The sequence below is a fragment of the Cohnella herbarum genome (assembly GCF_012849095.1).
Lineage (GTDB): Bacteria > Bacillota > Bacilli > Paenibacillales > Paenibacillaceae > Cohnella > Cohnella herbarum.
The window spans coordinates 493649-508414 of the sequence record NZ_CP051680.1 but is presented as its reverse complement, the minus strand read 5'-3'; the positions used below and the strand labels follow the sequence as shown (position 1 = coordinate 508414).

Genomic DNA, 14766 nt, shown 5'->3' with positions numbered 1-14766 from the left:
TCCGCAATAGAAAAAGATTGCTCCGCCTCGAATCCGTCTAGACGATCGACTTTGTAAAGAAGGCAAGCTGCCTTAGCAACTTGCCTTCCTGATCTTAATTGCTTTTGCTTGAAATGCTTCTTTACTGCGCCATCAGTTTTGACAGAACCTTCGCGCTTTCTGCACGACTTGCCGTATCCATTGGCACAAACCGGTTGTTGTCGCGGCCATTGATAATGCCAAGCGCTTGCGCTTTTGTTACTGCATCCTGCGCCCAACGGCTGACACTTTCTTGATCGACGAAGCCTTTTGCGCCTACCTTATTCACCTCAGTGCCTTTGATCCGCTCATAGGAGCGAATAAGCATAACTGCCATTTCTTCTCGAGTGATAGTCTCATTCGGCGCGAACTTGGTATTGGAACGGCCATTCACGATTCCCGCTTCGCTGGCTGCTGCCACATCGTCAGCGTACCAACTCGTGGATGCCACGTCGTTAAATCGCGCAGTTCCTTGGGATTTAAGACCTAGAGCACGTACGATCATCGCCGCGAACTCAGCGCGAGTAACTGATTTGAATGGTGCGAAATGCGTTTCATTGACGCCTTCAATGATATGTTTTGCAGCCATTTCCTTTATGACTTCCGCCGCCCAGAACGTATCGTTGACATCTAAGAAGGACTTGTCGAAGCTAAGAACCACATATTTACCGAAGTGGCTGATTTGCACTTCCATCTTGCCGTCGACAATCTTGCCGCCTACATACTCCATCGAACCGTCATCGGTGAAGTAATAGATGCCAAGGAGTTCTTTCTTTGAATTACTATCGACTTTAAGCGAAATCGTAATCTTCTCGTCAAATTGGGATAATTTCGTCTCTGATCCATCCTTATTAATGATAACGAGCGAGAAATCCAGCATAGTTCCGGCAGCCGTTAGATTCGCAAAAGCCTTTCCTCCCGCTTTATCAAGGAGCGTAGTTCGATCCGTTGCAGACACTGGTTCCATCTTCAAGGAAATCGTCGCATCTTTCAGTTGATCTGCCGGAAGGTAGCTTTGTAGTTTGAGCAGTACGCTGCCTGGAATTTTAACCGTCACATTGTCATTTGAAATCTCGATTGTATTCTTTTTATTGATGGCAGCTGCATTAGCGGGAAGAAGTACTTGTGTAGCACCATTAGCAATTGAAACGGCGACTTTGCCATTGCTATCTGCCTGTGGCAGATTCACGACATCCGGTCTCGGATTAGTTGTCGTTCCCCCATTGCCTGGATTGCCTGGATTGCTTGTGCTGCTTAACGTTATAGGAACATTTAGATTATCAAAATTGATATGCCCCCAGCCGCCAGTAGCCTGATCGACAACCTGAATGTACAGGTTCTCCCCCTTGTACGCTGATGCATCCCAGATTACGCGTTGATAGGTTTCGTTGTTGTTCCCGGTCGCTTTCATTAGAATTTGTTTGTCGGAAGCGCGAACAAGCGCAACATAAAGATTCTCGATATTTGAGCCTCCGCTAACTAAGAAGCTGATCTTGCCGTTTCCGCCTAACTTAAACGATTGTGACTTCAAGGATCCTGTTGCACCATCTCCAAGCTCAGGAGTAAATCCCCACAGATGGTAACGCTCGGGATCTTTAGCAACCCATGCTTGACTGAATGGACCGCCCCAGCCCCAATCATTCACCTTTACAACGTTTTGGTTTGAAAAAGCATTGCCTTCAGTCGTCCATCCGGACAAATCACCATTCTCAAAATCGGCATTCGTCAGATCCCCGACGGATGTTGCTTGAACTTCAGGAGATGGCCAGTTGGCTGGAACATTACTCCCATAAGCGGAGTTCATTTCCCAAACCTGCAATTTCTGAATGGAAACCTCTCCGCCTTCACTCCAAATGTTAAGACCAAGCGCATCTCCGCGAGTCGGATACACTCGGGAAGTAATGCTATTCTTCCCGTTAGCGTAGGCCTCGATCATCGAGCGATCAAGATAGATATGCAGCTTCAACAGATCGCCGTCGAGCTCCATTTTGCCGTTTTGAATACCTTTTTGTACGTCAGGATTCAGAGAAGATTTCCACCGATCAAGATTCAAAGTCTGATTGTCTGTGTCATAGAACAACTTGGTCTCCTCAGAACCATCTGCTGTCTTCCGCAACGAAATACCGAACTTTTTCGCTGTATTTATTTGGGCTTCCAGCACTACTTCCAGCATATCGCCTTGAATTTGATTCAGTTTTGCATTGGCAGCGCCAATGGTTGTCTGAGACACATCTACCAGCTTCTGACCGCGGAGCGACTGCAGTTCCGGAATCGGCTCTACGCCAAGCGTATCGTCGCTGCGCAGGGACAACACGAGCGGTAATCCGCCATTATGGGCCCAACCTGCATCATAATGCTGCTGCTCCGTACGTCGATCTTGCGCAATACTGAACAAAATCGAACGGCCATCACCATCCACCATTCCGCTTGGTCCCGTAAAGTGTTCGCCGTAATCGAACAAGCGAGGTTCTTCATGATCGGGTACGAATTTGTTATTCGCTTTATCCCAGGTACCAATCCAATGGAACACATACTTTACATTATCGGCGTCATATTGAGCGAACCAAGGGTTAATGAAGAAGGCGTACTTCATCGTCCCGCTGCCATCCTTGCCTAATGGCAGAAGGATAGGAAGTTCCCATACTTGACCGGTCTTATGGTATTTCTCATAATTTCCGACGAAGAAGGGGTGTTGGTAAGTCCAGTTAACCATATCGTCGGAGGTATACAATAACGCTGTTCCGCCTACGTTTTTAATTCCCGAACCAACAAGCTGATACCATGTACCCCCGTCTTTCCAAATGTAAGGATCGCGGAAGTTGCCGTACCACACTTCGCCTTCCGCCGCAGACAAGTTAGGCGCTTGAGTCGTGACCGGCGTTCCATTATAAACCCATTTCTTCAGATTAGTATCGCCGTCATCCTTGTAGGTACTTCTTGCCAGTCCCGTCGCCTGGTTAGGTGTCGCAGCGTCATTCCCAGCCGTAAAGAACAGAGCCGGATTGCCATTTTCATCGATAGCCGCGCTGCCAGACCACACCCCATCCGGTGTTTCCGAGCCGCCATCCGGTGCAAGGGCTACCGGCATATCCTTCCAATGAACCATATCATCACTTACTGCATGCCCCCAATGAATTTGGTGCCAATAGGGCCCTTGCGGGTTAAACTGATAGAAAATGTGGTACTTGCCTTCAAAGTATAGCGGCGCATGCGGTTCATTCATCCAGTGACCGGGCGAAATCAAATGATACTGAGGCCGATAACGGTCACCATCATAATCGCTGCGATCAAAATCCATGGAAGGTGTTGGTGCGATGCCACCTGCAAAGCCAGATGCAACGGCTTGGTAGTCGTTTTGAATCTCCGATTGAGTCAGTGCTTTATTAAGAACCTTCACTTCATCGATCATGCCGTTAAACATATTGGCGGTGAAGACTCCGTTGATCAAAGCACCTGAGTTATTCTTACCGATCATAAAGTCTGTGTTCGCCGGCGTGATAGAGAGTTTTTTCTCCGCAGTGGCAGTTCCTACTAGCTCACCGTTTAAATACAATTTCAGTTTTCCTTCGGTTTTGCTGTAAGTAGCAGCAATGTGAGACCACTCGAATTTTTTAAGCGGTTTATTGCTTGCTGCCCATACTTCAGTCCATTTCCCGTTAATCCCTACCTGGAACGACCATTTGCCATGGCGGCCCATTCCCAGAATATATCCTGCTCGATTCACATCGTCATATTGATTTACGATAGCGGACAGTTTTCCTTGATCGCCCCACTCGTAAGATCTTGGAGCAACCCAGGTTTCGATTGTGATTTCATCTGTGGGTTTGGCGATTTCATTCGCAGGTCTAGCAACCCATGTGGAATAACCATCAAATAGTAAGCCATTACCAGCAATGCCGTCTCTCCACAGTGGTTCGCTGTTCGGTTTGTATTTGGCATCGTTAAATACATAATGAACCGCGTCGTTCCGATTTCGGACTTGATCCATCGCCGCTGTTCCTTGACCCTCGTCGAAACGCCAATTCCCGATCAAACCAGAACCCCTTACCTGAAAATCGTCGACATTGAGATGTCCAGATGGATCCTGATCCACGACTTGAATATACAGCTCTTGGCCTAGGTAAGGCGTTACATCCCAATTTACGCGGGTATACGCTTCCGATTGATTTCCGGTAGCTTTCATTATCACGGAATGATCCGAAGCTCGTACCAAAGCCACAAATAGAGCGTTTTCATTCTTTCCGCCGCCTACGAGGAAATTGACAAATCCGGTGCCTCCTAGTCGGAAGAGATTTGAGGTTAAGGTTCCCGTTTGTTCGTCAGCTTTAACGTAGCCGGATACATGATAGACGCCTTCTTGTCCGAATGGCGTTGGAGTGTCTCCGAAACTGGTTTGATTCGTCACTGCACCGGAAAACGCATCGCCTTCCGTCGTCCAACCGCTTAAATCGCCGGTTTCGAAGCCTGGATTTTCAATGGTCTCAGGGATTGCCGAGTATAAGTTAGTTGCCAGAACGCCATCAGTCGGAACGGATACCTGATAGGTTAAGAAGGCATCAGCAAAGATCATCCCCCAATCCGAAACAGCGTTGTCAACAATTTCAAGATATAAGTTATCATCAATATGATTGGACAAATCCGCCTTATACTGCACCATGTTAGCAAGCCTCATCCCCTGGTCAATATTTGGGAAGTTGGCATCTTTGAACTCCGTATTACCATAACGGGCAATCAGTTCATCCGTGTCCGCATTGTAAATATTAACGTGCACAAGATTCGTGTTTTTTCCGCCTCCAAGTCTAAACGTAATCCAGCCCGAACCACCTAAGGTAAAAGTAGAAGATCGCAAAACACCCGTTTTTTTCTCGTCATACATCCAGCCGTCAAGATGGTAGCTGCCTTCCTGATTATAAGGAATATTCTCGGCCCACCATGTCGTATCACTGGACACGCTACCCGGTCCGAAAGCATTGCCGGCGATTATCGTCCAGCCCAGTAAGCTACCCGATTCGAATCCGGGATTTCGCAATTCATAACGAACAGGGTTATACAGGTTTTTGGCAAGCACGCCATCGTTCGGTGTATTTGCGTGATACGTTTTGAAATCGTCGACGAAGGCAACTCCCCAGTCGCTCGTTGCATTGTCTACAATTTCGAAATAAAGATTCTCGCCTAAATACGCACGCAAATCAGCTCTGTACTGAACCATATTCGCCAATCGAAGACCTTGATCAACGTTCGGAAAGTTAATATCGGCGAATTCGGTGTTGCCGTAACGCGCTACTAACTCATTGGTATCGGCATCATATACGTCTACATGAACCAAGTCCGTATTTTTGCCTCCGCCTATTTTGAACGTGATCCAGCCAGTTCCGCCCAACTTAAACGCGGTCGAGCGCAATTTACCGATCTTATCTTCTGGATATTTCCAACCGTTCAGATGATATTGACCTTCTTGGTTATACGGAATGTTTTCATTCCAATAGGTCGTTTCATTCGATACGCTGTCTGGACCAAATGCTTCCCCTTCAACGACTGTCCAGCCCGATAGATTACCCGTTTCAAATCCAGGGTTTTCAATCTCTTTCACCCCTGGATCATACAAATTATCAGCCCTTATTCCTTCACTTGGTTTCGTCTCATGGTATGTATCGAAGGAATCGGCGAACAGCAAGCCCCAATCTGAAGTACCCTTATCTACAATATCAATATACAAATTTTGTCCAAGACTGCTGCTTAAATCCGCCTTGTATTTCACCAGATTTGCCAATCGCAAGCCCAGTTCTACTTTTGGGAAATTTGCATCGCTCCATTCCGTATTCCCGAATCGAGCAATTACATCGCCTGTGTCCGCATTACGAACTTCAATATAGTCCATATCCGTATGTCTTCCACCGCCGAGCATAAACGTAATCCAACCGGAACCTTCCAGTGTGAAAGTCGATGACCGAACTCTACCGATTTCGGTTTCCTGATACCTCCATCCATTCAAATGATAGACACCTTCTTGCTGATAAGGAATCCCTTCCGCCCAATACATCGTTTCATTAGAAACGCTGTTGGGTCCAAAAGCGCTTCCATCAATGACCGTCCACCCAGTCATATCTCCGGTTTCAAATCCTGGGTTCTCAATCGTATTCGAATATACCGCTGATGTAACAGACGCCGAATCGTTATTACCACTTGATTCAAATGGTATTGTATCTTCGGCATAGACCCTGTCGATACTTCCAAAACATCCTGTGGAAATAAGTATGGATAAGAACATGGAGAGAACTAAGCCTAAACGAATTGACTTTTTTAACATGCTTTAAAAACCCCCTATTAACCAAATAAAGTGCTTACAAATTAAAGTGCATTAATGAATCAAAGTCATGGAAGCAATAAAAATATAAGGGTTGAGAGGCAACGTGATCGACAAAACTTCTTTAGGCTTGGCGGCGATGTCTATTTTTGGATGAAAAGTCCGGCGAGAACGGGAATTTTATTCCCCTGCTTATCTCTTCGATAAGGAAGAGTGACGCCGATTTCCTCCGAAGGAAACAAATCATTCGTGAAAAATAAACGCTCCCAAAATCAGATACCCGATAGAGCTTCTCCTCCGTTTTGCCGTCGACATATGAAATCGTTCGGGGTCGTCGTTCTAATAATTTTATCGTGGGTGATTTGTAATTGGCGCGTTAGGACGCCGTCCGTCAAGGATTTGGTAGGAGGTGTAAAAACAAAAGCGGCGGCGCCGGGTCTCTCAAATGATTGCTTGATAATCTCTGCGGGAATTTACCCTCGATGATGTATGCTCCAAACGAGCTTGCCGATTCGTTTCATCATAATGTTGTACAGCAAACAAATGATAGTTATTACGACTCGTTTGGTAGCCGTAGCACCATGGAAGGCTATAGGTTTCAGTTCCAGGTATTAGAAAAGATCCATTGGAACGGCTTATTGTACGCTTGAAGCACGGAGCATGCCAGCGCATCGGCACAATTGCCCCAAGTCGTATAATGCAAATCGGGAAGTTCTTTCAATAAGGGTTCTTGCTTCAGCATTATTCGTCATTTCCTTTCGATTTGGAATAGACGTCGAGAAGGCCGCTCCCTATTCAAGTCGTAGCTTGCTTTAGAAACGGCCCCTCGCTGCTATACCATTCCTTTTCTCTCAGTAGGTGACCTCATGCTTGATTCCGTATGAATGGACTTCAGCGGATAATAGACGAAGGTATTTACCTTCACCTCCCCGCCTTTGCTGTAAAGCGCTACCCCCATGCTGGATGGATCAGGGAAAATAAGATCGGTTAGTACAACAAGTCCGTCCTCGGCAAACACTTCGACAGACGAACGGTCGACGATAATGCGCATTTTCATCCGATTCCCTGCCGTTTGCAAAGCAGCTCCGTGTTTGCACGGGAATGTATCGTGGAAGCCGGACTCGCCGGAACGTGTACGGTCGATAAACAGGAAACCCGATGTAGCTTCGAAACCGATCACCGTCTCCTCTCGGTCGGACCTGCAAACTTTAAGCCCGAATTCCGTCACATCGTCCCAAGTGAATTCCGCTTCGATTTCATAACAGTTTCCGCTAAGATCGAACAACACCCGCTCTCCCGCCACGTATGTCCCGGGAGGCAGCGATATTGGCTCGCCCCGCAATTCGCTCAGCTCTTCGAATGGCTTCGAAACCATACGTATGCCTTCCGCCGTCCTTGTCAAGGAGATCGTACGCGGGATCGTCATCGCGCTGCGCCATTCCACGGTCGGAGTGTGATTCGCGTACTTCCAATTGCTCATCCAGCCGATGAGAAGACGGCGGCCATCCTGCTTGGGTACATCTGACCATGTGACGGCGGCATAGTTGTCCCGTCCGTGGTCCATCCACAGGATCTCTTCCGGATCCAAATCATTCGTGAACGTATGTCCGTCGAAATGGCCAATAAAATATTGAGTTCGAGAACCTTCGGGGGATTCTGGATCGTCGCCTATACTGACAAGCAACACCCACTTCGCGTTCTCGGCATTGCCGTCGATGGGAAGTTCGAACAAATCGGGACATTCCCAGACGCCTGCGTGTGAACCTTCACTCGCTCCGAATTTACCGGTGAGTGTCCACTCTTTCAAATTCGCGGACGCATAGAATCGGGCATGGTCGCCAGCAACCAGCACCATTACCCAATGTTTTGCATCGTCGTGCCAAAACACCTTCGGATCACGGAAATCCGTGATCTCGGCGTCGGCAAGCACCGGATTACCTTCGTACATCGTCCACGTTCGGCCTCTATCCTTGCTATAAGCGAGGCTCTGTCTCTGCCTTGGCCGTCCGGTAACCCGCTCTCCGTCGATTACATAGGCGTCGTCTTCGGTATCCGGATACGTATCCGCATGCGTGAAGACAGCGACAAGTCCGGTCCCACCGTCGAAGAAGCCGCTTGTATCGTTCCAGTCCACGACGGCGCTGCCAGAGAAGATATTTCCGTTGCTGTCCGGTGCCAGCGCAATTGGAAGGTGTTCCCAATGAGCTAGATCCTTGCTTACCGCATGTCCCCAATGCATCGGTCCCCACACGTTTTTATCGGGATAATGCTGGTAAAACAAATGATATTCTCCTTCGAAATAGACGAGCCCGTTCGGATCGTTTAACCAACCCGACTTAGGACTGAAGTGGAATTGAGGCCTATATTTGTCTAGTTTCGTTTGCGTATTCACCGTCAACATAATCTCTCCTATTTCTGTTAATGCTGGCATCGCCGGGATTGCGCCTTTCTTTGTCGTGGCTAGGGCTCCGACCGCGTTGGCGAAGCGAGTCATGGCGTAGAGTTCATCTTCGCCAAGATCGTCGATCCGGCAGCCTCTTTCCAACAGCTGATACAGAAATCCGCCCAAAAAAGCGTCCCCTGCACCTGTCGTATCCACCGCATCCGCCGGAAATCCGGGAACAGAGAACGCAACGTCTCCATTTCTTACGAAGCAGCCCTTCTCCGCCTGTGTGACCAGAATGATACGCACGCCATATTCGCGGAAAATCGATTGGGAACCCTGAACAAGGTCGTTCGTCCCGGTGATGAATACAAGTTCCTCTTCCGAAATCTTGAGCACATCTGCAAAGGTTAATCCGATCCGAATCTTCTCTTTTGCGTGTTCAAGAGTATTCCATAACGCGGTTCGCAGATTGGGGTCAAATGACACCACAGCCCCGCTCGCTTTTGCGATCATGACCGCTTTTTTCGTCGCGGTTGACGCCGGTTCGTTAGTCATGGATATTGAGCCGAAATGAAAGATTTTCGACCTTTCCACGATCGAACAATCGACATCCGTTTCGGTTAGAAGCATATCCGCGCCCGGATTCCGCACAAAGCTGAACATTCTGTCTCCGCGTTTGTCCAAATGAACGAAAGCAAGCGTGGTGCTCGCCTCTTCGGTTCGGACAACGCCCGATGTCTGAATGCCACATGCCTCCAGCGTATCAGTCAGAAAGCGGCCGAACGGATCATCGCCGACTTTGCCAATGAAAGCCGTCTTTTTGCCCCATTTCGATAACGCCGCTAGTACGTTGGCGGGTGCACCGCCCGGGTTCTGCTCGAACCTCGCGTTGCCGTTGCCGGACGAGCCCACCGGCGTAAAATCGATCAAGACTTCTCCAAGCGACGTGACATCTAGCATCTCTCTCCACCACCTGCTTCTCTCTATGTTCCAAAATATGAACTTTCAACTTTCAAAGCTTTACGGCTGAAAAATCGGCAGCATGCTCCAGATTCGAAGCGATTCGATTCGTAGCTCCGCGTCCGCGAACAGCCGGATGCCGTCCGCGTCCGTCCGGGACGGATACGTTCGGGTCGTGAGGCTCTTCAATCCGTTCGCGTAGGTTTCAATCAGGGATCGGTCGACGAAGATTCGCATATGCAGAGGCTCGCCACGCAATTCCAGCGAACCTTCCTGAATGCCGTTAGGTCGTTCCCTCGAATCCAATGTCGAGTGGTTCCTGTCTACGCCGAGCCGTTCCCGAAGGCGATCGTAAAAGAGTTCAATTTCCTCTTCACCTTCCGGTGAACGCCGAACCGACACGCCATAACGGTTCGCGGAACCGACTTGGAAAACGATATCGATTTCCAGCAAATCGCCATGGATATCCTGTAGCCGCCGATTCGCCTCATCCATGGACACATCCGACAACTGAAGCAGCAAACGGTCCCGCAATTGCTCGACCTCTCGGATCGGCTCGACCCCTAACCTGCCGTCATTCCGCAAGTGAAGTGAAACCGGCATTCCAGCGCTATGGGCCCATCCGCTGTCGTATTCCAATTCGGATGTGCGTTCCCCTTGTGCGATCGTGAAGAGCAGTGACCGTCCCGTGATCGGATCAACCATGCCGCTCGGTCCCGTGAAGTGAATATCCCCGACGTCGATCGGTCGCGGTTCATCATCGTCCGGAATAAATCGTAAATTTGCCGCATCATACGTTCCGATCCAGTAATGCACGATCATCTTCGCCCCGGTACCCCATGGGCTGATCAAAAAGACATGTTTGCCTGTATTTCGTCCGCCCTGTTTCAACGGCAGCAGGACCGGCAATTCCCATCCAGTTCCCAAATGAGGGTACTTCGCAAAATCACTGACGCAAAACGTTCCTTTGTAAATCCAATCCTCCATATTCTCCGAGACATAGACGAACGCCGTACCGCCCCGTTCGATCAGACCGCCGCCGACCAACATGATCCATCGCCCGTCTTCCTTCCAGACGAACGGATCGCGAAACATCCCTGGCAGCGCTTCGACGCCTTGCGGTTGGACTGCGAGCGGCGTTTGCCTTTTTACCCACCGGACCAAATCCGGATCTCCGTCTTCAACGAACGTGCTTCGAGCAAGCGCTACACATTGATCGGGATTCAGATTGAAATTCCCCGCCGTATAAAATAGCGCCGGAACTCCGTTCTCATCAAGCGCCGCGCTCCCTGACCAAATACCGTCACTATCGATGCCGGGTTCGGGAGCGAGTGCCGGCGGCAGATCCCGCCAATGAACCAAATCATCGCTTACCCAGTGACCCCAATGGATCGATTGCCAGAAGGGGCCTCTCGGATTGGACTGATAAAACAAATGATAACGGCCGTTATAATAGATCGGAGCATGAGGCTCATTCATCCAATGGCCTGGAGGGCTGAGATGGAATTGGGGCCGATGCCGGTCCCTGCTGAACAACTCTCGCGAAATCGTCAGATGTTCCGAAGGAATTTCTGGAATTAGGCCCCCATGGAGTTCAAGCGCTTCCCGATATAAATGGAGTACTTCTTCCCCTCGCAAGCTCCTGGAATAAATTCGGACTTCATCCATGAGCCCGTCGAAATGATTCTTGACGAAAGGTCCGTCCAACATCGCCTCTTCGTTATGGCGCCCGACGAGCAAATCGGCTTCGCAGGGAGAAATGCTTGCCGCCCCCGGATGGGTCAGACTAGCGGCTTCTACTCCGTTGAGAAATAGCTTTAATGTGCCGTTTCCTTTATCGTAGACGGCAGCCACGAACGACCACCTGTTTTTCGGAATTGGCCGGTCATGGCACCAAACTTCAACCCATTCGTTGCCCAGTCCAAGCTGCAACGACCAGGATCCGTGTTTGTAAAGCCCGAATACGTATCCCTGCCGAAGATCTCTATTATGCTGGTTCACAATGGGGCAAAGCCGGTGATCATGGTCAATATCATAGGTACGCGGCGCAATCCAAGCGGCGATTGACAATGCATCGGTTGGTTTTCCTACTTCACCTGACCAACGGCGGATATAGGTTGAATACCCGTCGAAAGACAAGGCGGTTCCAGATAATCCCGGCCGCCAGACCGGATGCTGCGGTGGCTGAAACCGCCCCTTGGCCAGTGCAAATGTAATGTTGTCCTCTTTGCCGGACACGATGTCCCATGCCTTGTTTCCTTGCCCTTCGTCGAACGACCAGCTTGCGATCAAAGAATGTTCTCCTTGGTCTGTATACAAAACTTGTTTCCTCCTGTACTCTGCCTTTACAGGAACAATAGGAGACTAGCCGGAACAGACAATGTCAGTTCCGGCCAGCTACTATAGACTCAATTGGACAGATAGATTTATTTCTGTGCTGCAATATAACGGTCGTATCCGGCTTGGTGCACCTTCAGCAATTCTTGAACGCCCATCTTATCCAGGGTCTTTTGGAATTTGTCCCAATCATTTTCCACGCCGCCGCCAAGCAGCCATTTAGCGCGCATCTTGTTGATGTAGTCGGAAATGTCCGGCTTCAGACGTTCGATGACTTCCAATTCTTCCTCAGTGAAGAAGATGTTCGGGAATTTTTCTTTTTGCATTTGTGGTAAGTAGTATTTACTGATATCGTCGATCCTCTCTTGCGCACGCGGCTCAATATAACCGACTTTGTCCGTCATGTCAGTGAGGAGAAGACCAATACCGTTGGAAACCGCCGAGGATTGTCTGAACTCGCCCGGGTTTTCAATTTGCTTTTGAACCAGCTTGCCGCTGGCATCTTTTTCGAACCATACGCCGATCGGACCGAAGCGCGCTTGGGCCGCCATCTCAGGCGCGTAGAATTGATCCAGCCACGCCGCAGTGATTTCCGGATTCTTGTTGTCTCTCGTAATAGCCGGACCATTGCGATCAAGACCGTCTCCGCCGTTTGAGAATTCCACGACCATATCTTTGAACGGAGGAACGTGAACCCAGTGTTTGCCTCTTTCGGGGCCTGCTACGTCGTTTTTGTCCCACCAGATCATCGCGCCAATCGTTTCATCCGGCGTTTTGCCTCGAGCGAAGTACGTATCGTAGTCGTGCGTAAACGCGTCCAGATCAACCAGACCATCTTTGAACCAGTTATGCAGGTAAGCCGCAGCTTGCTTGAAGCCTTCCTGTTGAGCGGAAACGGTAACTTTCCCGTTGTCTACGTTTAGGTGATCCAGAAAAGTGAAGTTGTTCGGACGGTACGTTTTGTCCGGCACGCCGAAGGCGCCGAATAGATAGCCGATGTCGCCGGTCCAGAAGTTGTCGATGTAGGTCAACGGAATTTCGTCGGCTTTGCCGTTTTTGTTCGGGTCTTTCGTTTTAAACTCTTTCAGGACATTCGTGAACTCGTCGATCGTCGTTGGCATTTGCAGGCCGAGATTGTCGAGCCATTCCTGGTTAATGTACAGGAAGTTAGGCTGAGAACCGATGACTTGCTGGCCGGAACCAATTTCTTCGCCGACAGGCAACGCATAGATATTACCATCCGGCGCTGTTATATAAGCTTTGATATCAGAACGGCGATCAAGGATCGCTTTCAGGTTAGGCATATGCTTGTCGATCAGATCGTTCAGCGGAACGATCGTTCCTTCTTTACCGTATTTCAGCAACTCGATATCGTTGAACTGTGACGGGAAGAAGAAGTCCGGCAGACTGCCGGAAGCGAGCAGCAGGTTGCGCTTCGCGATAAAGTCAGTGTCTACGGTAGTGTCCCACTCGATGTGAACATTCGTGTTTTTCTCGAGCTCTTTGATTAGCGGTTGCTCGTTGAAATCGCTAGGCGCGAGAGGAGGTCTTTTTGCTACCCCCTTCAATGTAATTTGCTCTTTAAGCGGGAATTGACCTACGGCTGTTTCGGATGCCTGTGCACTTGCCGACGGTGCGCTACTTGCGCTTGTCGAAGGTGATGAGTTGTTGTTGTCGTTGCTGCCGCTGCATGCGGAGAGTACCAAGGTCAAACCCAAGATGCCTGCCAATCCGAGTGAAGATTTTCTTTTCATTTGTACAAAACCCTCCCTTTGATTATCTTTAATCACAAAAACGGTCCTGCGACTGATCCGCGGTCTCCACCGAGGAAAGAATCACCTCCTACCATAGTCAACAGATTCGTTTACTCCTCAGCCCTTGACCGAACCAATGAACACCCCTTGAACGAAATAGCGTTGCAGGAACGGATACAGGATCAAGAGCGGAAGCGCCGCGACGATAATGAGGCCATATTTGATTAAACCTACGATCCGCTGCTGCTCGACAGCCTCCTGAAGGTCGGCAACCAAATTCCCGCTAGGCTGGTTCTCTATGAGAATGTTGCGCAAGATTAACTGCAACGGAAATTTGCTTTGGTCTTTAAGGTAAATCAGCGCATCGAAAAATCCGTTCCATTGTCTTACAATCGCAAACAGCACGAGTACGGCGATAATCGGTTTTGATAACGGCAGCACGAAACTCCAGATATATCGCAGATTGGTACAACCATCCATGTTCGCCGATTCGCGAATTTCCTCCGGAAGCCCCTGGAAGAAGGTCCTCGCGATAATGATGACGAAGGCGTCGACACACGTTAGGAGAATGACCGGCCAAATCGTATCCACCATGTGCATCTTCCGAACCTGAAGATAGGTCGGGATCAAGCCTCCGTTGAAAAACAAGGTGATTGCGAAGAAGAGCATGAACACGTGTCGGCCGTAGAAATCTTTCCGCGACAACGGGTAGGCTGCCATGATGGCAAGCGCGGTGCCGATGAATGCCGACAAGGCGGCATACACGATCGAATTCCGGTAACCGATCCAAATTTCTTTGTTACCAAAAATCCGCTCGTAACCTTCGAAGGTGATTCCCTGCGGGAACAACCAAACTCGGCCGGTGCTGACCTGATTCGGATCACTGAAGGAAGCGATCAGAATAAAATAAAGCGGATACAAAATCATGAGCGTAAATCCGATGAGAAGCGTATAGTTTGTAATATCGAAAAGCACGTCACTGGCCGTTTTTCTTTTCATTGTAAGCA

Annotated in this window: 6 protein-coding genes; all 6 read right to left on the bottom strand. The window is 49.2% G+C overall.

The features are described from left to right. Positions 1-121: 121 nt before the first annotated feature. Positions 122-6325, bottom strand: coding sequence for a GH32 C-terminal domain-containing protein (locus HH215_RS01940; RefSeq protein WP_169278365.1), 6204 nt, complete (start codon positions 6323-6325; stop codon positions 122-124). 595 nt (positions 6326-6920) lie between these two features. Then, a complete protein-coding gene (locus HH215_RS01935; RefSeq protein ID WP_169278364.1) occupies positions 6921-7064 on the bottom strand; it encodes a hypothetical protein in 144 nt (47 codons plus the stop codon). Positions 7065-7154: 90 nt separating this feature from the next. Next, a complete protein-coding gene (locus HH215_RS01930) occupies positions 7155-9668 on the bottom strand; it encodes a PfkB family carbohydrate kinase (RefSeq protein ID WP_169278363.1) in 2514 nt (837 codons plus the stop codon). A gap of 60 nt (positions 9669-9728) precedes the next feature. Further along, positions 9729-11987 (bottom strand): GH32 C-terminal domain-containing protein, encoded by a 2259-nt coding sequence (locus tag HH215_RS01925; protein WP_254450341.1) that lies wholly within the window; start codon positions 11985-11987, stop codon positions 9729-9731. 107 nt (positions 11988-12094) lie between these two features. Beyond that, complete coding sequence (locus tag HH215_RS01920; protein WP_169278362.1) at positions 12095-13759, bottom strand: extracellular solute-binding protein; 1665 nt, start codon at positions 13757-13759, stop codon at positions 12095-12097. 117 nt (positions 13760-13876) lie between these two features. Continuing rightward, positions 13877-14758, bottom strand: a complete 882-nt coding sequence (locus HH215_RS01915; RefSeq protein ID WP_169284180.1) for a carbohydrate ABC transporter permease — start codon at positions 14756-14758, stop codon at positions 13877-13879. Positions 14759-14766 lie beyond the last annotated feature (8 nt).

Coding starts and splice junctions, on each gene's coding strand:
- HH215_RS01940 (WP_169278365.1), bottom strand. CDS start 6,325: ATGTTAAAAAAGTCAATTCGTTTAGGCTTAGTTCTCTCCATGTTCTTA.
- HH215_RS01935 (WP_169278364.1), bottom strand. CDS start 7,064: ATGCTGAAGCAAGAACCCTTATTGAAAGAACTTCCCGATTTGCATTAT.
- HH215_RS01930 (WP_169278363.1), bottom strand. CDS start 9,668: ATGCTAGATGTCACGTCGCTTGGAGAAGTCTTGATCGATTTTACGCCG.
- HH215_RS01920 (WP_169278362.1), bottom strand. CDS start 13,759: ATGAAAAGAAAATCTTCACTCGGATTGGCAGGCATCTTGGGTTTGACC.
- HH215_RS01915 (WP_169284180.1), bottom strand. CDS start 14,758: ATGAAAAGAAAAACGGCCAGTGACGTGCTTTTCGATATTACAAACTAT.